Below are 18,249 nucleotides of genomic sequence, written 5' to 3'. Positions count from 1 at the left end.
ATACTATGGAATTCTAAAGGAGTTATAAATGGTAGGAAGTAGAAAAGCATTTTCTATGATGGAATTAGTATTCGTGATAGTGATTATAGGTTTACTTGCAGCAGTAGCGATACCGAAGTTTGCAGTGACTAGGGATGATGCCGTTCTTACACAAGCTAAAAATACAGTAAGCAGTATCAGAAGTGCTATAGCAATAGAAAGACAAAAGCGTGTTTTACGTGGTTCTTATGATGATTTTACAAGTTTGGGTGGTTTAACGGGATATGATCAGGTTTTGTTTGATTACTTTGATGGGGATAATACCGGTCCAAGAATTTTAGAGTACAGCGTACGTTCATGTAAAAATGCGAACCTTACCGGATGCTGGACAAAATCAAGTGATACAACTTATGTATACAAAATGCCAAGTTTAGGTACTGCAGTAACATTTACATTTGATTTGAAGAGCAGGTTTGATTGTGATGCTGATAGTCATACACGCGAGTGCCGACTCTTAACTGAATAGAGTGTTTTTTTATAAAACTTTTTTAATTGGATCCAATGTCCCAAGTTTGACATATGCCTCTCAGGAAGAGCTTCAGGTAGGTGCAGTAGTTTCTGTTCCTCTGAAGTCATCTACTAAAAATGCAGTTATCATTGAGGAAGTTTCTCAGCCTTCTTTTACTGCATTGGAAGTGTGTGAGGTAACTGCTCACTATTATACTTCAAAGCAACTCGAGATTGCTAAGTTTATCTCCGAGTACTATTTCTCTTCATGGGGAGAGGCGATCTCCCTTTTTGTTCCTTATGATAAGAACATTGAACCTGTCGTAAAGTACGAAAACAATGACATAAAATTACCTCAGCTTACACAGGCACAACAGCAAGTCTATGATGCACTTCTGCACAAGGATAGAGCATTACTTTTTGGGGTTACAGGTGCAGGGAAAACCGAAGTATTTATCTCCTTGATGGGAAAGATGCTTCAAGAGGGGAAAGCGACGATCTTTTTAATGCCTGAAATCTCACTTACTCCCCAGATGGAAAAACGTTTGCAAAGGTATTTTGGTGAACAGGTTGCAATGTGGCATTCCAAACTGACCAAAAAGAAAAAGGAGAGTATTCTAGAAGGTATTTACAGCGGTCAAGTACGTATTGTAGCCGGGGCACGTTCTGCACTTTTTGTCCCGCTTCAGGATATAGGTCTGATCATTGTAGATGAAGAGCATGATGACAGTTATAAGGCAATGACAAGGCCGCGCTATCATGCCAGAGATGTTGCAGTCCTTATGGGGCAGAAACTTGGAGCAAAAGTTCTTCTAGCTTCTGCAACACCGAGTATGACCTCCTATACCAAGTATGATGTGGTCAAGCTTGATAAACCCTTTATTCAAACAAATAAACGCTATACCTTTATCTCAGGTGATACGATCAATAATGTGATATTGAATGCCGTGAGTAAAAATTATCAAAGGGGCGAACAGTCTTTACTATTTTTACCGACACGAGGGAACTTCAAATACCTATACTGTGAAAACTGCGGGAAAACACACTTATGTCCCTACTGTTCGGTAGGTATGGCATTGCATCGTAATCATAAACATCTGAAGTGCCACTATTGTAACTATACAGAAGCGATCAGGGAGAGCTGCAGCTACTGTGGACATTCGCCGTTAAGAAGTGAACGTATGGGTACTCAAGAAGCCATAGAGGTGATAGAAGAGGCAATTGAGGGGATAAAGGTCGAGAAGTTTGATAAGGACAGTATTACTACTGCTAATAAACTGAAGCAGGCATTAAGACGATTTGAGAACAAAGAGAGTGATTTGCTTTTAGGTACACAGATGCTCTCCAAGGGACATGATTATGCTGATATTACACTTTCAGTCATTATGGGACTTGACCATATTTTGGGTCTTGCAGATTATCGTGCAAGAGAACGGACAATGAGTCTTTTCTTCCAGATAGCAGGCCGCAGTGGGCGTGCAAAGGCCTCTGAAGTGATCGTACAGACAGGTGATCCAGATTTTTTTAAAAGCTATGTTGGAGACTATGAATTATTTATCAAAGAGGAGCTTTCTTTTTTAGAGATGATGGAGTATCCGCCTTATGCTTCACTCGCAAGGATTTTGATCGCGCATAAAGATGAAAAAAAAGTGGCAAAGATCACACTGGATACTGTTGCTAAACTCAAATCTTTTGAGGAGATCGAGATCGTAGGGCATGGAAAAGCACCAGTTGAAAAGATCGCGAATAAATATCGATATCATATTCTTCTTAGAGCTAAGAGCAGAGTACCGCTGCTTAAATCGCTTCATGGGGTAGATTGTAAAGAAATTGAGATCGATATGGATCCTGTCGAATTCTCATAGTAAGATTTTTTAGATAAAATAAGACAAAAATATAGCCAGAGGCAAATAGTGAAAGAACGTTATCCAACCAAAAAGATCTATGTAGGTGATGTAGCAGTAGGAGGAGATGCCCCTATTTCTGTACAGTCAATGACCTATAGTGATACGCATAATGTAGAAGCAACCGTTGAACAGATCAACAGGCTTCACTTTGCCGGTGCGGATATGGTACGTGTAGCCGTACCAAAAATGGAAGATGCCTTGGCACTTCAAGAGATAAAGAAGCGTATCTCACTGCCCTTAATTGCGGATATTCACTTTGATTATAAATTAGCGCTTGAAGCAGCTAAATGGGTAGATTGTATAAGGTTCAATCCGGGTAATATCGGTGAAAAGAACCGTATTAGGGAGATTGTCAAAGCGTGTCAGGATAGAAATCTTCCAATTCGTGTAGGGGTGAATGCCGGAAGCTTGGAAAAAGAGTTTGAACAAAGGTACGGAGCTACAGCAGAGGGAATGGTAGCAAGTGCAGAGTACAATATCAAGTTTCTTGAAGACCTCGGATTTACCGATATCAAGGTTTCACTCAAAGCCAGTGATGTAGACCGTACAGTAGAAGCTTACCGGATGCTACGTCCGAAGAATAACTATCCGTTCCATCTTGGTGTAACGGAAGCAGGTACAGTATTTCATGCTACTATCAAGTCGGCTATTGGACTAGGGACGTTGCTGCTGGATGGGATAGGTGATACATTGCGTGTCTCTATCACAGGTGAACTGGAAGAGGAGATCAAGGTAGGTAAAGCTATCCTTAAAGACAGCGGACGTGTACAAGAAGGGCTCAACATTATCTCATGTCCAACATGTGGACGTATAGAAGCGGACCTGGTCTCAGCCGTGGCTGAAGTGGAGAAGCGTACAGCACATATCAAAACACCGATGGATGTATCTGTTATGGGGTGTGTGGTCAATGCTATAGGAGAAGCCAAGCATGCGGATGTAGCGATCGCTTATGGAAAAGGATCGGGGCTGATCATGGTAAAAGGTGAAGTTGTGGCACGTTTGCCTGAAAATGAATTGGTGGATCGTTTTGTTGCTGAAGTAGAAAATTTTGCGAAAGAGAATAGCTGATGGAAAATATGTACAATCTTAATATTGAACGTGCTGTTCTGTCAGCAATTATCTTTGATCCAGAGATCTATGAAGAGATCGCATCAAAGCTAAAACCTCATGATTTTTATCTCCCGTTTCACCAGCATCTTTTTGCTGCGATGGAAGAGCTTTCACATGAAGAAAAGCCGATTGATGAAGAGTTTTTACGTAATAAACTAAAAAACAAAGGTAAGTTTGATGAAGTAGCGATGCTTGATCTGCTTTCGGTCAACCCAATCTCAAATACTGCAGCTTATCTTTCAGAAATTAAGGCAAAATCTAGTAAACGTGCACTTGCAACACTGGCTACAGAGATCAGAAAAACGACCATAGAAGATGATCTTCCTGCCGATGAAGTAATGAATCTTGTAGAAAAAAAGCTCTACGAGATCACACAGAACAGCAGTAATGAGGACTTCAGGGAATCCCAAGAGATTACACTTGCTATGCTGGAAGAGATCAACCGGCTTAAAGCTATGGGTAACTCCAAACTGATCGGTACAGATACCGGATTTAAAAACCTCAATGACAAAACCTCGGGATTTGGAAAAGGGGACCTTGTTATTGTTGCTGCACGTCCTGCAATGGGTAAGACAGCATTCGTACTAAATATGGCACTTAGAGCGATAGAGCGTGATGAAGGTGTGGCATTCTTTTCACTGGAGATGCCTGCTGAACAACTAATGCTCAGAATGCTCTCGGCTAAAACATCTATCCCATTACAGTCTCTAAGAGTGGGTGACCTTACCGATGAACAGTGGTCACAGCTCTCAGCTGCTACCAATGATATCTCTAAAAAGAAACTTTTTGTTGACGATGGAGGACATGCGACAATTCATCAAGTAAGAAGTAAATTGCGAAAGCTAAAATCAAGACATCCTGAGATCTCTATTGCGATCATCGATTACCTTCAGTTGATGAGTGGTGATGGAAAAGAGGGAAGACAACAGGAAGTCTCAGAGATCTCAAGAGGGCTTAAACAACTTGCCAGAGAACTACAAATTCCGATCGTTGCACTCTCTCAGCTCAACCGTGGATTGGAGGCAAGGGAAAATAAACGTCCCATGCTTTCAGATCTTCGTGAATCCGGAGCGATTGAACAAGATGCGGATATTATTTTGTTTGTTTACCGTGATGATGTATATCGCGAAGCCAAAGAGAAAGAAAAAGAGATGAAAGCCAAAGCTGAGGGCAAGGAGTATACTTCGGAGTTTAGAAAAAAATCAGAAGAAGAAGCTGAGATCATTATCGGAAAACAGAGAAACGGTCCAACAGGAACAGTTGATCTGGTCTTCCAGAAACGTTTTACACGATTCGTAGATGCTTCTCACTCTCCGGCCTTTGAGGTTGTTTACGAGGATAGTGATATCCCGATGAATGAAGGGAATATAGAACTGCCGCAGATCTAATTACACATGAGTAAAGCATTCTAAAGGGGAAGAGAGTGCAATTACAAAAACCACAGCTTTTTACTGAGACAAAGAGCTTTTTATGGGTACTTCTATGTATTGTATCAGTTGTTGTTTTACGACTTATTATGAGCTATCAGGAGTATCAATCCTTTATTGCAAAACCATTTTACTATACTTATGCAGATGTTATCAGTGAGAAGGTGAAAACAACTGCAAACGGAAAAAGTTATAATGTATTGAAACTTCATAGCGATAGCGGGATGCATTTTATCACGACTTCCTATACTCAAAACACTTATGCAAAAAAGCATTTACGTCTTCAGATCTTTCCTGATGAGAAGATCACTTTTCGTGGATATCTGAGTACTTTTTTTGTCAAATCACACATTAAAGAAGTACTCCCAATGCAAAGTACTTATAAAGACTCACTATTGCAACAAGTAGCACAACAGCATCAATCCAAAATGCTTGCTTCTTTTTACAATGCAATCTTTTTTGCTGCACCCCTATCTGATGATCTTAGGGAGCGGATAAGTAAACTGGGTGTGAGTCACCTTATTGCTTTAAGCGGCTTTCATCTGGGTATCCTCTGGGGAATTATATATGGGCTTATCAAGGTAATCTATACAATATTTCAACAAAGATATTTTCCTTATCGATATGTGCTCATTGATGTAGGTGCAGTAACATTCATTGCACTTGCAATATATCTTTGGTTTGTCGATTTCCCTCCTTCGTTGGTGCGTTCGTATGCAATGCTTTTAGTAGGATGGATAATGTTACTTCTGGGAATCGAGCTGTTAAGCTTCACCTTTTTATTTGCAGTAGTAGGTATGCTCTTGGCACTTTTCCCTTCACTAGTGGTTTCATTGGCTTTTTGGCTATCGGTAGCAGGGGTTTTTGCAATTTTTTTGCTATTAAAATATACAAAAAATATCAATAAACATCTTATTGCAGTGTTGGTAATACCTTTAGGGATATTTGTATTGATGCTTCCGGTTGTCCACAGTACATTTCCAATGACAACGCTTTATCAACTTCTTTCCCCGGTTTTATCATTGTTATTTATCCTCTTTTATCCTTTGGTAATTGTATTACATTTGATTGGATACGGCGGAATATTTGACGAAGTATTGACATGGCTGTTTGATGTAGGCAGTGATATAAAGTATCATCTTTTACCTGTCGAGATGATGTTTGTCTATATCATTTTGGCCTTTTTGTCGATCATCTATAAGAGGGCATTTGTGTTGTTGATATTTACAGCATTTTCTTATGCACTGTATATCTTTTTACTTTAGATATGTTCGATCTCCACATCTTTGTTGAGAAGGTCACAGAACTTGAGACCATGCAGGAAGATTGCCCAGGAGATATAGATCCATAAAAAGAAGAAGAGAAGTGTAGAGATGGAGCCGTAGATACTCAAATAGGTTTTATTGTGCAGGACATAGTAGACAAATGCATTTTTAGATAGGTACCAAACGAGAGAAGCGATAAAAGAACTTATGACTGCAGATGATATGGTAACTTTGGTATTTGCGGAAAATTGGTAAAGTAGATAGAAAACCATCCATACGATCAAAAAAGGAAAAAAGTAGATTAGGTGGATACTACTGGTTACACTGTATTTATCCAAATAGAACTGCATTGTTGCAGAGAGGTAAAATGATGCACCCATCAATAAAGGTATGATCAGAAGAAGCAAGGCATAGGTTTTCACGGCACTGAAAACACCACGGTTATCCACTCCAAATATATCATTTATGATATAGTCATAGTTTTTAAAGAAAAGTATTGCTGCTACTGTCACATACAATACTCCAACATATCCCAGCTTGTAGGAGTTCTCCATAAAGGTGTTGATATATTCCATGACCTCTTGGGAGTTTGTTGGCAAGAGGTTGCGAAAGATCATATCCTTCATCTGGTCATGTACTGTATCAAAGATTGGCATGGTTGTAAAGATCCATAGCATAATGACCAGCAAAGGAATGATGGAAAAGAGTGTACTCCAGCTAAGACTGGAAGCGTAATGACCAATTTTGTCATCAAAAAGGTCACTGACAAAGTCTCGCAGGAAGATATAATAGTGTTTTAAAATATTTTTACTTTTCACTCTCTTCCTTTTTTAGTTAACTCGATAAGAGCGATGATTCTTAAAAGCTCACACTATTTAATGGGTATAGGGGAATAAGCCTTGAGGCTCTTCCCTCCAATTATGGCAATGCCATTTTCCCCGGATTGAGAATATTGTTTGGATCAAATGCATGTTTGAGATCTTTAAAGAGTTGTATCTCCTCTTCATTAAAGGCGATACTCATAAATGGTGCTTTGGCTGTACCGATACCGTGTTCACCACTGAGTGTACCGCCCATCTCCACGACCAGTTCAAAGATCTCTTCGATACAGTGGTGACCTTCTTCAAGCTGTTTTGGATCACTCCCGTCTACCATAACGTTGACATGGATATTCCCATCTCCGGCATGTCCAAAACATGGTACTTTGAAGCCATACTTGTGACCGATCTCGTAGATGCGTTTCAATGCTACAGGTAACATACTTCTAGGTACAGAGATGTCTTCATTCAGTTTTTTGCTGCCGTAGATTGTGATCACCGGTGAAGCATTACGTCTTGCAACCCAGAGTTCATCTCTCTCTTTGGCGTTATGTGCGACTACGAAGTCCTGTGCACCGTTTTCCTTAAAGGATTTTTCAAGTGTTGCAAGTTGGAACTCTACCTCTTCCGGTACGTTCCCATCCACATCACCAATCAATAGGCCACCTGCATTTTCAGGCAGTTCAATACCCAGTTTCTCTTTAAGAGCATGTACTACCAGGTCATCCATAAATTCCATTGCTACGGGATTTGCTCCTGCTGCAAGTGATTTAAAGACTGCATTCATTGCATCTTCAACAGAAGGGAAGATACCCATGTAGGCTTTGGTGTATTTAGGTTTTGGTATCAGTTTGAGTGTGATCTCAGTGATAACTGCCAATGTACCTTCACTGGCGATGAGGATACCGGCAATGTTATATCCAGCTACATCTTTGATAGTACGTTTCCCTGCACGAATGATATCTCCATTTGGACGTACTGCACGCAATGCCATAACATAGTCTTTAGTAATTCCGTATTTTGCAGCACGCATACCACCGGCATTTTCACTCACATTCCCACCTAGTGTCGAATATGATTCGCTCGCAGGATCAGGTGGATAAAAAAGTCCTACCTCTTCAGCCGCTTTTTGAAGATCCATATTGACCACACCCGGTTGAACGACTGCAACCATATTTTCCATATCGATCTCGAGGATCTTGTTCATATGTTTTTCCATGGCTAAAGTAATGCCGCCATTTGTCGGAAGTGCTCCCCCTGTAAATCCTGAACCTGCCCCGCGTGGAGTGATCACAATCTTGTGTTCATTACAATACGCCAGGATATGACTGACATCTTCTTCATTACGTGGGAAAACGACCGCATCAGGTTCATAACGCGTACGTGTTGCATCATATGAATAAGCGATAAGATGTGCTTTGTCAGAATAGACATTTTCTTTGCCTACCATATTTTCCAAAGCTTTGATGTGTTTTGCGTCTAGCATAAAATTCCTTTTTAAATATCGGGTGATTTAATGATCTGTTTAGAAGTCATTCAATCGCATTTTAAATATTTTTTCTATACTTTAAAGTTGTTCCATTGTTTTGTAGTAGTCATTTTCATCCTCATTAAAATCAAACCAACCGGATTCTATCTTCTCGAAACGAGAAAAGAAAGGAAACTTTCCTGTTTTAGGCAGATTATCTAACTTTTGCTCATTGATGATCTTTTTAGATACAGGATCTAGCAGTACCGCAGTACCGTTGCGTACAATGAATACAAGTCCAACTTGATAGGCTTTGGCAAATTCGGAAAGATTTTCTCTGCTTGGTACTTTGTCACCTTCAACTGAGAGGAAAAGGGCGTAAAGGTCCGGATGTATCCAGTTTTTATTATATTGTTTTGTGATTTTTGCATAAGTTTCTGCATCGGGAGCCAAAAGCAGTACGTTTTGATACATATACCCCCCTATGACTTTATCACCTCTTGTGATAGGAGTTTTGATTGTCGGCAGTTGTTCATGATCTATCACACTATGCTTTATTGATTTTGCCGAGCCATCTTGGTTGGTCTGGATCACGTAACTTGTAATAGCCTGGGCACTCTTCCCATAATTATGTATCACGACACCGCTCATCCCGTTAAGAGGCAGAGCTTGTTTCAACTTAAGTTGTTTTTGATCTGCATCAGCCACCGATGTTTGTACGGTAGAAGGGAAAAAGCCTGAAAAGAGCGGTATAGAAAATAAAGTAATAAGAGCGAACTTACGCATAACAAACCTTTTGTGGATAATATTAGCTTGATTATACAAATAAAAGAGTAAAAGTTCCATAATCTTCTGATGGTCTCCTTAATTTATTTAAGTTATAATGATGGCCGTACTAAGCAAGATAGGAAGAATTAAGTATGATCAAAATGAAGTATATTGAGGTAAAGGATGTCAATGTTTAAAAGTATTGTTACGATACTTTTTGCAGTGACTTCTCTTTTTGGTGCAAAAGTAACACAGGAGAATTGGGAAAAAGGGCAAACGTTTTCACACTATCTTGAAGCACATAATATTTCAATTGACCTTATCAATGATATCTCTAAAGAAGATCAACAGTTTTTATCTGAAATCCAAAGCAATACAAAGTTTTATGAACTGAGTGAATCTGGTAACATCTTGTTACAATCCCTGATCCCTATCAACGACGAAATGCAGATCCATCTTTACAAGGACAAACGCAAAGGTAAATATGTTTTTGACATTATCCCGATAGTTTATGAAGAGAATGAGTATTTTGCAAATATTGAGATCAATTCTAATCCTTATACAGACACCCTTAATACCATAAAACAAGCAAAGATCGCCAAACGAGTGGGGCAGGTACTCAAAAATACGATCAATACTAGATCGTTGGCAAAAGGTGATCAGATAGCGTTTAATTATACTCAGCGTACTAGGCTGGGAGAAATTTACCATATGCCTGATATCGAAGTAGTGAAACTTACTACACGTGGTAAAACGAAATTTATTTATGCAGATAAAGACGGATACGGACACCTTGAAGGTGCAGAAAATACAAGCTTTAACAATGAGGGAAATTTTATTCATCTGGTACCTTTTCAAGATCGCACAAAAACATTTGGTATGCCTCTTAGACATGCACGTATCACCTCAAGTTTCACCTTTAGAAGATGGCACCCTATCTTAAAGTGTTACCGCCCTCATCACGGAACAGATTTCGGTGCAAAAAGAGGTACGCCTCTTTTAGCCGTATATGACGGGACAGTGAGTTATGCAGGATGGATGAACGGATACGGTAATGTGGTGAAGATCAAGCATCCAAAAGGATATGAGTCACTTTATGCTCACCAAAGCCGTATGAATGTACATAGAGGACAGCAAGTTAAAAAAGGCCAAATTATCGGGTATGTAGGAAATACCGGTAGAAGTACAGGACCGCATCTTCATTTCGGTCTTCAGAAGAATGGAAGGTGGGTGAACCCGATGAGTAATCTTCAGAGGGCTTCTTTGAATCAGAAAAAGTTTACGAAAGTGGTCATTAAACATGCCAAGGTGAACAAAGAAAAGCTGGTTAAGCTGATTGATTCAAACAGCAGTACGTATGTATGGGATGAGACAACTTCAAAGCAGTCAAGAATAGGTGGATAATGAATGAAAAATGAGATCAAGTCTTTTCAGCTCAAACCGCTTGAAGACCCAAAGTTCATTACCACATCATTAGCAACTTATCAACAAAACGGCATAGCAAAAAGTTGGGAGATTGTAGAGGCACACGATAGTGTTGCGATACTGATCTATCATAAAACAAAAGATGCATTTGTATTGGTGCAGCAGTTTAGGCCGGCAGTTTATCTTAACAATAATCTCGGACTTACGATCGAACTATGTGCAGGTATCGTAGACAAAAATCTCTCATTGATGCATATCGCATCTGAAGAGATAGAAGAGGAGTGCGGTTATAGAGTAACTGTAGATCAGATAGAAAAGATCACCTCTTTTCATACTTCTGTAGGCTTTGCAGGAAGTAAACAAATGCTTTACTATACAGAAGTAGATGAAAGCGTGAAGGTCTCTGAAGGCGGGGGTGTGGATGACGAACAGATCGAGGTCATTTATCTGCCAGTGAAGGAAGCAAAATCATTTATTTTTGATGAAACAGTAGCAAAAACTCCTGGATTAATGTTTGCGTTTATGTGGTGGTTTGAAAATAAGAACAGGGTTTTGTAAGTAAAGATTGAGAGTGCATTATGATGCACCCTTAATCTTATTTATCTTGTATTGCCTGTGTATAGGCAGCATAATAATGGCTTCCATCCGTAAAACTATTGACAGTAAGTTTTGAAAAGGCTTCAACGTATTCCCAGAAACTGTCTTTCAGCTCTTGGGGGATATCGGTCTCACGAAGGGCTGTTTCCATACATCCCAGCCACTCATAACGACTTTTCTCATAGATAGAGAACTCATCATGCAGACGAATCATATACTCAGTGAGATCTTGTCCTATTGATTCAGTATGCACCTTTGGTCCACCGCACAGTTGGATAAAAAAGCGTGCATTTTTCTCTTTTACTTTTTCAAATTCCTCTTCATCCTGAGGAAAAAAGTTGGCGATAGAACTATCATAGATCTCATCATAAAAACGATACATTAGATCCTTCATTCCCTCATAACCCAATGCTTCATAGAATGCAGGGTCTGGCATTTTAAAGTGTACTGCCTCACCTTTTGCAACAGGGGTCACATTATACATCTTGTTTCTCCGATTGTAAAATTTTTGAATATTGTATCAAATTATAATAAAGATAAATTATTCATCACAAAAACGTTTAAGCAGACAACCATAAGACTCGATACGTCTGTCACGAAGGAATGGCCAGATATCGCGTACTTCTTTGGTACGTGCATGGTCGATATCTGCATAAAGTATCTCTTCGTTCTCACTCCCGGCCTGCACGATGATCTCTCCCTGGGCTCCTGCAACAAAAGAGTTACCCCAGAAACGTATACCATCCATTACGCCTGCACTGTCTGCTTCAAAACCTACACGGTTGCATGAAATAACAGGGATACCATTGGCAATCGCATGGGAACGTTGGATCGTGATCCAGCTCTCTACCTGACGTGCTTTCTCATCTTCACTATCTGCATCGAACCATCCGATCGCTGTCGGGTAGATAAGAATCTCTGCACCGCGAAGGGTCATCGCTCTGGCTGCTTCTGGATACCACTGATCCCAACAGACAAGTAAGCCAAGTCTACCTACAGAAGTATCTATCGGTTCAAAACCAAGATCTCCAGGTGTAAAGTAGAACTTCTCATAAAATCCAGGGTCATCAGGGATATGCATCTTACGGTATCTGCCTGCGACTTTACCATCCTTTTCAAACACCACAGCCGTATTATGGTAGAGACCTGCTGTACGTCTCTCAAAGAGTGAAGTTACAAGTACGACAGAGTTGGCTTTTGCCACCTCTGACCAGTAAGCTACATCTTCATCAAAGTTAGCGGCATAGTCAAAAAACTTGGTATCCTCACTTTGACAGAAGTATTCATTCTGATGAAGTTCCTGAAGTACAATAAGCTCTGCTCCGTTCTTTGCAGCCTCTTCTATTTTGGAGGTAGTAGCGTTGATAGTATCGGTTTTATTTCCATAAAATTTTTGTTGAATAAGTGCTGTTTTCATAAAAGAAATTTTAACATAATTTTATTTTTTATTAAACTCTATTTTTATATAGTATGTATAAGGAAATGTTAAAAGCCAAACATATCGTGAGATATGGACGGAAAGCCATGGGTCTTCATAGTTAAGATTGCCAGGTTGCACATTTATAGATGCATGTAACTTTTACTTTTCCTAATATATTTCGAATCAAAGGAAGAAGTGTATGAAAAGTACAAGTTTTGCACTATTATCTGCTACAATTTTGCTCTTTTCAGGATGTGGTTCAACCAAGGTTGCACATGTCACTATCATTAATACAGACAAAAGTCATACTTCTCAGCAAAGTACCAAAAAGATAGCACATGCTTATCCTTCTGTTATAACTAAAGCGCAGCAAAAAGAATTTCTTACCAGAATCAATCAAATCCGTTCAGAGAGAAGATCATGTGGAAAGTACGGAAATATGGGACCGGTACAGCCATTAGCTTGGAGTGATAAACTTTATGATGCAGCATATGAGCACAGCTATGATATGGCCAAGAGCAGCCACTTTAGCCATGATGGTTCAGGCAGCAGAAATGATAGAGCTGCTGTTGAGATGGGGCTGGGACATGGAAGTAAATTAAGAGATCGTATGAGCTATGCAGATTATCAGTGGCGTGCTATCGGTGAAAATATTGCTGCAGGACAGCACTCAACACAAGCGGCAATGGATGCATGGCTGCGCAGTGATGAACACTGTAAAAACCTCATGAGCGAGCACTTTACAGAAGTAGGTATGGCATACTATCCTTCAAATGATCAGTATCAAACCTACTGGGCACAAAACTTCGGACGCAGTATGTAGCGTTAGTAGGCTACCTGCATTGTTGAACAGTGCAGGCTTCCTCCCTGTTCTATCAGTTTTAGACAATTGACCGGAATGATCTCTCTGTTTGGAAACTGTGATGTAAATACCTCATGGGCAACTTTATCTTGTGCAGTACCGTATGTTGGGTAGATGATTGCGTTATTGGTGATCAAAAAGTTTGCATAGGTAGCAGGTAGGCGGTCACCCTCTTCATCGTAAATCGCATCACTCATTGGAAGTGCTACCAGGTTGTAAGGTGTCCCATCGACCATTTTGAAAGTTTGAAGTTGTTCTTCCATCTTTTTTAATTCATCATAATGCTCATCACTTTGATCATCACACTTGACATACATGATGGTATCTCTGTTGACAAAACGTGCCAAGGTATCGATATGCGAATCGGTGTCATCTCCTGCCAGATAACCATGATCAAGCCATAATACTCTTGTCGTACCAAGCGTTTCTTGAAGCTTTGCTTCTACGTCTTCTTTGCTCAAACCACCGTTTCTATTTGGGTTGCAGAGACACTCAGAAGTAGTGAGGATCGTTCCCTCTCCGTCACTCTCCAGTGAACCGCCTTCCAAAACGAAGTTGATTGTCTCAAGCGGCGTGGTACCCATATAACCCATTTTGTGAAGGATGGTGTTGACACTGTTGTCAAGACCTGCTTCAAACTTACCTCCCCATCCGTCAAAAGTGAAGTCAAGTAATTTTACTTCATCTCCTTCTTGGATAGAGATATATCCGTAGTCTCGTATCCATGTATCATTGGTTGGTATTTCGATAAATGTCATGTTGCGGGTAGAACAGAACATGTCTGCTATTTTCTGTTTGTCATTACAGATAATATATACAGGCTCAGCATAGGCAATAGCCTGTGCAATACGGATAAATGGGCTAAGTGCCTCCTCTAAACTTTTTTCATCTTCAGGATCGTGCCAGTCTGTTTCTTTGTGCGGGAATGATAATAGTACAAGCCTTTGTTTTTCCCATTCTGCAATCATACGTTTCATTAGTCTAAATCGCACCTTTCATTTTTTTTCCCATTATTGGAATCTTTTATATTTTTTTTCAACTCTTTGAGTAGAGCGAATAGAATCACCACTGTTAAGATCATAGCGATAATTTCAAGAATTGTTATCCAATCCATTTTTTACCTTTATGCAGGGGTGATTTTTGTCTATTTGGGGTATAATTCCATCATGGCATATATAACGATCAATAGACAAAACTTTTATCATAATCTTAACCAAATAGCGCTAAAAACCGGCTCTAAAGAAAAAATAGCCATTGTATTAAAAGACAATGCCTATGGACATGGCCTCAAACTGATAGCCAAGCTGGCTAGTGAGTATGGTATCAAACATGCGGTTGTACGTGATCTCACTGAAGCTGATGAGGTCAAAGAGTTCTTTGAGAGTGTACTTGTACTTGCAGGTGAAAGCAGGGTAGATGAGGTATGCAGTTTTGCGATCAATAGCATCGAGCAGTTATCCGGTATGGAAAAAGGGTGTCGTGTAGAACTCAAAGTAGATACCGGTATGCACCGTAACGGTGTTGCAATCAGCGAACTGGATGAAGCGCTGGATATGATTACTGAAAAGGGTTTGAACCTGGTAGGTGTAATGACCCATTTCAAGTCTGCAGATGAACTGGGTTCAGACTATTTTTGGCAACGAAAGTACTTTGCACTTGTAAAGCAGAGAGTCAATGAACGCGGGTTTGACAATGTACGGTTTCATTCGCATAACTCATCAGCGATCCTGCGTACGAGAAGTTTCGATGAAGATATGGTACGTGCAGGCATCGCTGCATATGGCTATGATGAACTTCATGAAAGCTTTGATAAGACAGATCTAAGACCGGTACTGACACTCTATGCTAAAAAGGTTGCTACTAAAGTTCTAAAAGCCGGGCAGAGAGTAGGGTATGGCGGTAACTATACTGCTCCAAAGGATATGGTGGTCTCTACATATAACATCGGGTATGGTGACGGATGGTTGAGAGCAACTGACAAAGCACCTTATCAGACAAGTGAAGGATTGGAAGTACTGGGACGGGTATCAATGGACCTGATAAGCTTTGAGAGTGAAAAAGAGTCACTATGCATTATGGATGATGCACAAAAAGCAGCGAAACATTTTGAAACAATATCTTATGAGATCATGACTGCACTCTCTTCTGATATACCAAGGGAAGTGGTGTGATAGAGTAGTTTTGCCTATTGCTTACTACTTTTATAACAAATTTTACTGTTTACTGGTGGATGATTCTCAAAATATCATTATTCTCATCAACAATTTGAAAAACATGTTTGTCCCCGGGAGACTGATAGTAGGTTTCTTCACTGTTTTGTGCATCATTCAACACTACCTTGATTGTTGCTTTCCGATCTTCTGTTTGTACATCAAAAGAGATGATCTCTACTGCTGAAACTACGACTCCGTCCTCTACTTTTTTCAATATCATTGTCTTCTCCTTTTCATTCAACGTTTATTTATAGTACTTAAAATAACTTTGTAAATTCATTAAGTTAGTTATTCTATTTTTAGATGCTTTATACTTTTTGTAAGGATAATTTTCATCTTTTTGTGTGATAATGTATCAAAGGTACATAATAAAAAATTCTTTCAAAAAATAACTTTTTTATGATTATTTTGAAAAGAGCTATGTAGTAAAAGGAGGGGGAGTAAATGGCAAAAAAAAATATTTTATTTCTCAATGGTGTTCCAGATGATAATAGTCTTAAGGTTAATCAGATCCATAAAAATGGGAATATCAAATGGGGTGGAAGCGGTAGTGCAAACCTAAGCGATTTTTTGAAGAATGATTTCTTCGATCGTTCTATGGTTATTTTTGATACTAGAGGTGGTCAGGAACTTCCACGACAGATGATCCATGGGGTATTTAACCAGATATCAGACCCGGATACTCATAAAATCTCACTTCAAAGAGCAGATGACTTCTATAAAGCTGTTGCCAAGCATGTAGCTTTTTTTAATCCTCCTTCTTTAGTGATGAAAACAACCCGTGACAATATCTATAGATTGCTACAAGGGATAGATAAACTTCATGTACCTAAAACAGTTAAGCTTCAACCACGGTCACCTGCTGATATTTATGATGTGATAAAAAATGAAAATTTTGAATTTCCTGTTATTTTCAGACAGGCAGGTGATCATGGAGGGATCAGTACGATCAGGATCGATGATGAAACAGAACAATTCTACCCATTTGCTTTAGATGGAAGAGATCATTATCTTACACAGTTTGTAGACTATGCGAATGATGATGGGATCTATGCCAAATATCGTTTGGTTGTTGTAGATGGTGAAGTATTTATCAGGCATGCAATCTTTAGTAAAGAATGGATGGTGCATGCAAGAAATCAGTTAGATGAAAAAGAGAGTCAGCAGTATAAAAAAGATATTGTTGATCGCTTTGCAAAAGAGATAAAGCCTAAGCTTCAGCCGATTATTACGGAAATATATAATCGTCTTAAACTTGATTATTTTGGTATTGACTGCAATATTGACAGTAACATGAATCTTTTAATTTTTGAGATCAATGCCAATATGAATGTTTTTACTAAAAGTAAAAATACTCTTTTTTCAAAACATATCGAAATGATTCGTTCAGCTTTAATCAAGATGTTGAAAAATAAAGGCAAATGATTATGGTGCAAATAGGTATCGAACATGAATTTGTCTTTAAAGACAGCAATGGAATCTATTTGGACTTTGAAACAGCTCAGTTTCCTATATTTCAACAGATTGTAGATGCTTTCCCATATTTTGAAAATGATGATGAATTTTTTGAATGTAAATCATTGGAGAGAAGACCAAAGCGGTGTTATGTAGAAGGGTTTGAACGCTATGACAGTGATGGACAACTTGTTGAAACTATTCCTAAAGGTCTTGAGATTAGAACACTGCCCTATGAAAACCTTGATGATTTACTTAGCGAGTTTACAAATTCCTATCTTGCACTGATGAAGATAACAAAGGATTTTGGTTTTTCCCCTTTACTTACAAGTTTACACCCCTTTAAAAATAATGTCACACTTCATAAACCTTTAAATCAGACAGAACTTGATTTACGTACACCGGAAGCGTTAAATATAGCTATCAATGCATTATTATGGCATGGCCTTCATGTAAATGTGTCGATACAAGGCTATACCCATGAGCAGATGACAGATTTGGTACATAAGCTGAACTATTACACTCCTTTTATTATTCCCTTTAGTTTTTCATCACCTTTTTATGAAGGGAAACTCTTTGAAGGATTATCCTACCGAACCTTTAAAAAAGCAAATAAGGCAAGAAAAGCCGCTCAGTTGCAAAATAGAAAAGGGAGTTATGTGATTGAATTTAGAGGATATGATGCTTGTGGAGATGCGAATCTGATGAAAGCTCTTATTTTGCTGGTAAAAGGATTGGTTTTGGATAAAACACTGCACAAAAGAGCTTTAACACAAGATCCTGAAATGCTTAAGCTTTCTGCTTTGGAAGGCTTTGAAAATCAGACTATCAAAACGGAGGCCATAGGAGTCTTGGAAGCTGTAAAAAGTGTGATAGCTGATGGACAAGTCTTTGAAGAGCTTCAAAGAATGTTATATACTAATGACTCATATGCTCTAAAAATGAAACAAAGCTTTTTAGAAACCGGCGATATCTTGCAAAGTATTTCAAATAGATATCACTATAGTTAGGAATCAATCGAATAGAAA

19 protein-coding genes and 1 riboswitch are annotated in these 18,249 nt (G+C 39.1%); of the genes, 11 read left to right on the top strand and 8 right to left on the bottom strand.

All coding sequences use genetic code 11. The features are described 5' to 3' along the window. Positions 1 to 28 precede the first annotated feature (28 nt). From PGH07_RS04470 to PGH07_RS04450, 5 genes are read left to right on the top strand one after another with little or no spacing between them, the layout of a single operon-like run. Positions 29 to 505, top strand: coding sequence for a type II secretion system protein (locus PGH07_RS04470; RefSeq protein WP_289412855.1), 477 nt, complete (start codon positions 29 to 31; stop codon positions 503 to 505). Positions 506 to 551: 46 nt separating this feature from the next. Further along, positions 552 to 2,351: a primosomal protein N' gene (locus PGH07_RS04465; protein WP_434481298.1), complete on the top strand. Its 1,800-nt coding sequence runs from the start codon at positions 552 to 554 to the stop codon at positions 2,349 to 2,351. A gap of 48 nt (positions 2,352 to 2,399) precedes the next feature. Beyond that, complete coding sequence (ispG, locus tag PGH07_RS04460) at positions 2,400 to 3,461, top strand: flavodoxin-dependent (E)-4-hydroxy-3-methylbut-2-enyl-diphosphate synthase (protein WP_289412852.1); 1,062 nt, start codon at positions 2,400 to 2,402, stop codon at positions 3,459 to 3,461. After that, on the top strand, positions 3,461 to 4,891 hold the full coding sequence (locus PGH07_RS04455; protein ID WP_289412851.1) for a replicative DNA helicase: 1,431 nt from the start codon (positions 3,461 to 3,463) through the stop codon (positions 4,889 to 4,891). Before ispG ends, PGH07_RS04455 begins: the two co-directional genes overlap by 1 nt. Before the next feature lie 35 nt (positions 4,892 to 4,926). Beyond that, positions 4,927 to 6,195 carry a ComEC/Rec2 family competence protein gene (locus PGH07_RS04450; protein ID WP_289412850.1) on the top strand — a complete coding sequence of 423 codons (1,269 nt, stop codon included), beginning with the start codon at positions 4,927 to 4,929 and terminating at the stop codon, positions 6,193 to 6,195. Here PGH07_RS04450 and PGH07_RS04445 read toward each other — a convergent pair. The 3 genes from PGH07_RS04445 to PGH07_RS04435 form a co-directional block, all read right to left on the bottom strand. Further along, the gene (locus PGH07_RS04445; protein WP_289412848.1) at positions 6,192 to 7,013 is read right to left on the bottom strand and encodes a YihY family inner membrane protein; all 822 of its coding nucleotides are present in this window, start codon (positions 7,011 to 7,013) and stop codon (positions 6,192 to 6,194) included. The two genes, PGH07_RS04450 and PGH07_RS04445, sit on opposite strands and share 4 nt — an antisense overlap. 100 nt (positions 7,014 to 7,113) lie before the next feature. After that, complete coding sequence (locus tag PGH07_RS04440; protein ID WP_289412847.1) at positions 7,114 to 8,499, bottom strand: FAD-binding oxidoreductase; 1,386 nt, start codon at positions 8,497 to 8,499, stop codon at positions 7,114 to 7,116. 81 nt (positions 8,500 to 8,580) lie between these two features. Further along, entirely contained in the window at positions 8,581 to 9,267 is a 687-nt protein-coding gene (locus PGH07_RS04435; RefSeq protein WP_289412846.1) for a plasminogen-binding N-terminal domain-containing protein, read from the bottom strand. 171 nt (positions 9,268 to 9,438) lie between these two features. On the opposite strand from PGH07_RS04435, the gene PGH07_RS04430 reads away from it, so the two are divergent. Both PGH07_RS04430 and PGH07_RS04425 read left to right on the top strand, forming a co-directional pair. Further along, positions 9,439 to 10,653 carry a peptidoglycan DD-metalloendopeptidase family protein gene (locus PGH07_RS04430; RefSeq protein ID WP_289412844.1) on the top strand — a complete coding sequence of 405 codons (1,215 nt, stop codon included), beginning with the start codon at positions 9,439 to 9,441 and terminating at the stop codon, positions 10,651 to 10,653. Positions 10,654 to 10,656: 3 nt separating this feature from the next. Then, a complete protein-coding gene (locus tag PGH07_RS04425) occupies positions 10,657 to 11,232 on the top strand; it encodes an NUDIX hydrolase (protein WP_289412843.1) in 576 nt (191 codons plus the stop codon). Between the two features lie 37 nt (positions 11,233 to 11,269). Here the strand turns inward: PGH07_RS04425 and PGH07_RS04420 are convergent, their stop codons facing one another. Both PGH07_RS04420 and PGH07_RS04415 read right to left on the bottom strand, forming a co-directional pair. Then, positions 11,270 to 11,755, bottom strand: coding sequence for a globin domain-containing protein (locus PGH07_RS04420; RefSeq protein WP_289412842.1), 486 nt, complete (start codon positions 11,753 to 11,755; stop codon positions 11,270 to 11,272). Between the two features lie 57 nt (positions 11,756 to 11,812). Beyond that, positions 11,813 to 12,688, bottom strand: a complete 876-nt coding sequence (locus tag PGH07_RS04415; RefSeq protein WP_289412841.1) for a carbon-nitrogen hydrolase — start codon at positions 12,686 to 12,688, stop codon at positions 11,813 to 11,815. 64 nt (positions 12,689 to 12,752) lie between these two features. After that, positions 12,753 to 12,831, top strand: a riboswitch (cyclic di-GMP riboswitch). 59 nt (positions 12,832 to 12,890) lie between these two features. Here PGH07_RS04415 and PGH07_RS04410 point away from each other — a divergent pair. Next, positions 12,891 to 13,514, top strand: a complete 624-nt coding sequence (locus tag PGH07_RS04410; protein ID WP_289412838.1) for a CAP domain-containing protein — start codon at positions 12,891 to 12,893, stop codon at positions 13,512 to 13,514. A gap of 2 nt (positions 13,515 to 13,516) precedes the next feature. On the opposite strand, the gene PGH07_RS04405 is transcribed toward PGH07_RS04410, so the two are convergent. Together PGH07_RS04405 and PGH07_RS04400 are read right to left on the bottom strand one after the other, a co-directional pair. Beyond that, the gene (locus tag PGH07_RS04405; RefSeq protein ID WP_289412837.1) at positions 13,517 to 14,530 is read right to left on the bottom strand and encodes an agmatine deiminase family protein; all 1,014 of its coding nucleotides are present in this window, start codon (positions 14,528 to 14,530) and stop codon (positions 13,517 to 13,519) included. Beyond that, complete coding sequence (locus PGH07_RS04400; protein WP_289412836.1) at positions 14,530 to 14,667, bottom strand: hypothetical protein; 138 nt, start codon at positions 14,665 to 14,667, stop codon at positions 14,530 to 14,532. The genes PGH07_RS04405 and PGH07_RS04400 overlap by 1 nt, the downstream gene beginning before the upstream one ends. A 52-nt stretch (positions 14,668 to 14,719) precedes the next feature. Between PGH07_RS04400 and PGH07_RS04395 the strand changes: the two genes are divergently transcribed. Continuing rightward, complete coding sequence (locus PGH07_RS04395; protein ID WP_289412835.1) at positions 14,720 to 15,724, top strand: alanine racemase; 1,005 nt, start codon at positions 14,720 to 14,722, stop codon at positions 15,722 to 15,724. A 49-nt stretch (positions 15,725 to 15,773) separates the two neighbouring features. Here the strand turns inward: PGH07_RS04395 and PGH07_RS04390 are convergent, their stop codons facing one another. Continuing rightward, positions 15,774 to 15,986: a hypothetical protein gene (locus tag PGH07_RS04390; protein WP_289412833.1), complete on the bottom strand. Its 213-nt coding sequence runs from the start codon at positions 15,984 to 15,986 to the stop codon at positions 15,774 to 15,776. A gap of 224 nt (positions 15,987 to 16,210) precedes the next feature. Here PGH07_RS04390 and PGH07_RS04385 point away from each other — a divergent pair, with 224 nt between their 5' ends. Then, entirely contained in the window at positions 16,211 to 17,191 is a 981-nt protein-coding gene (locus tag PGH07_RS04385) for an ATP-grasp domain-containing protein (RefSeq protein WP_289412832.1), read from the top strand. Between the two features lie 2 nt (positions 17,192 to 17,193). Beyond that, positions 17,194 to 18,231 carry a glutamate-cysteine ligase family protein gene (locus PGH07_RS04380; RefSeq protein ID WP_289412829.1) on the top strand — a complete coding sequence of 346 codons (1,038 nt, stop codon included), beginning with the start codon at positions 17,194 to 17,196 and terminating at the stop codon, positions 18,229 to 18,231. Positions 18,232 to 18,249: the final 18 nt, after the last annotated feature.

Source organism: Sulfurovum zhangzhouensis, assembly GCF_030347965.1.
In the GTDB taxonomy this organism is placed as follows: Bacteria; Campylobacterota; Campylobacteria; order Campylobacterales; family Sulfurovaceae; genus Sulfurovum; species Sulfurovum zhangzhouensis.
Note: the sequence above shows the minus strand (reverse complement) of the source record. Positions and strands in the feature narration are given on the sequence as shown.

What these genes read in the sequence shown, in the direction of transcription:
- PGH07_RS04470 (WP_289412855.1), top strand. Translation starts at nt 29, where the DNA reads ATGGTAGGAAGTAGAAAAGCATTTTCTATGATGGAATTAGTATTCGTG.
- PGH07_RS04455 (WP_289412851.1), top strand. Translation starts at nt 3,461, where the DNA reads ATGGAAAATATGTACAATCTTAATATTGAACGTGCTGTTCTGTCAGCA.
- PGH07_RS04440 (WP_289412847.1), bottom strand. Translation starts at nt 8,499, where the DNA reads ATGCTAGACGCAAAACACATCAAAGCTTTGGAAAATATGGTAGGCAAA.
- PGH07_RS04435 (WP_289412846.1), bottom strand. Translation starts at nt 9,267, where the DNA reads ATGCGTAAGTTCGCTCTTATTACTTTATTTTCTATACCGCTCTTTTCA.
- PGH07_RS04430 (WP_289412844.1), top strand. Translation starts at nt 9,439, where the DNA reads ATGTTTAAAAGTATTGTTACGATACTTTTTGCAGTGACTTCTCTTTTT.
- PGH07_RS04425 (WP_289412843.1), top strand. Translation starts at nt 10,657, where the DNA reads ATGAAAAATGAGATCAAGTCTTTTCAGCTCAAACCGCTTGAAGACCCA.
- PGH07_RS04420 (WP_289412842.1), bottom strand. Translation starts at nt 11,755, where the DNA reads ATGTATAATGTGACCCCTGTTGCAAAAGGTGAGGCAGTACACTTTAAA.
- PGH07_RS04415 (WP_289412841.1), bottom strand. Translation starts at nt 12,688, where the DNA reads ATGAAAACAGCACTTATTCAACAAAAATTTTATGGAAATAAAACCGAT.
- PGH07_RS04410 (WP_289412838.1), top strand. Translation starts at nt 12,891, where the DNA reads ATGAAAAGTACAAGTTTTGCACTATTATCTGCTACAATTTTGCTCTTT.
- PGH07_RS04405 (WP_289412837.1), bottom strand. Translation starts at nt 14,530, where the DNA reads ATGAAACGTATGATTGCAGAATGGGAAAAACAAAGGCTTGTACTATTA.
- PGH07_RS04400 (WP_289412836.1), bottom strand. Translation starts at nt 14,667, where the DNA reads ATGGATTGGATAACAATTCTTGAAATTATCGCTATGATCTTAACAGTG.
- PGH07_RS04395 (WP_289412835.1), top strand. Translation starts at nt 14,720, where the DNA reads ATGGCATATATAACGATCAATAGACAAAACTTTTATCATAATCTTAAC.
- PGH07_RS04390 (WP_289412833.1), bottom strand. Translation starts at nt 15,986, where the DNA reads ATGATATTGAAAAAAGTAGAGGACGGAGTCGTAGTTTCAGCAGTAGAG.
- PGH07_RS04385 (WP_289412832.1), top strand. Translation starts at nt 16,211, where the DNA reads ATGGCAAAAAAAAATATTTTATTTCTCAATGGTGTTCCAGATGATAAT.
- PGH07_RS04380 (WP_289412829.1), top strand. Translation starts at nt 17,194, where the DNA reads ATGGTGCAAATAGGTATCGAACATGAATTTGTCTTTAAAGACAGCAAT.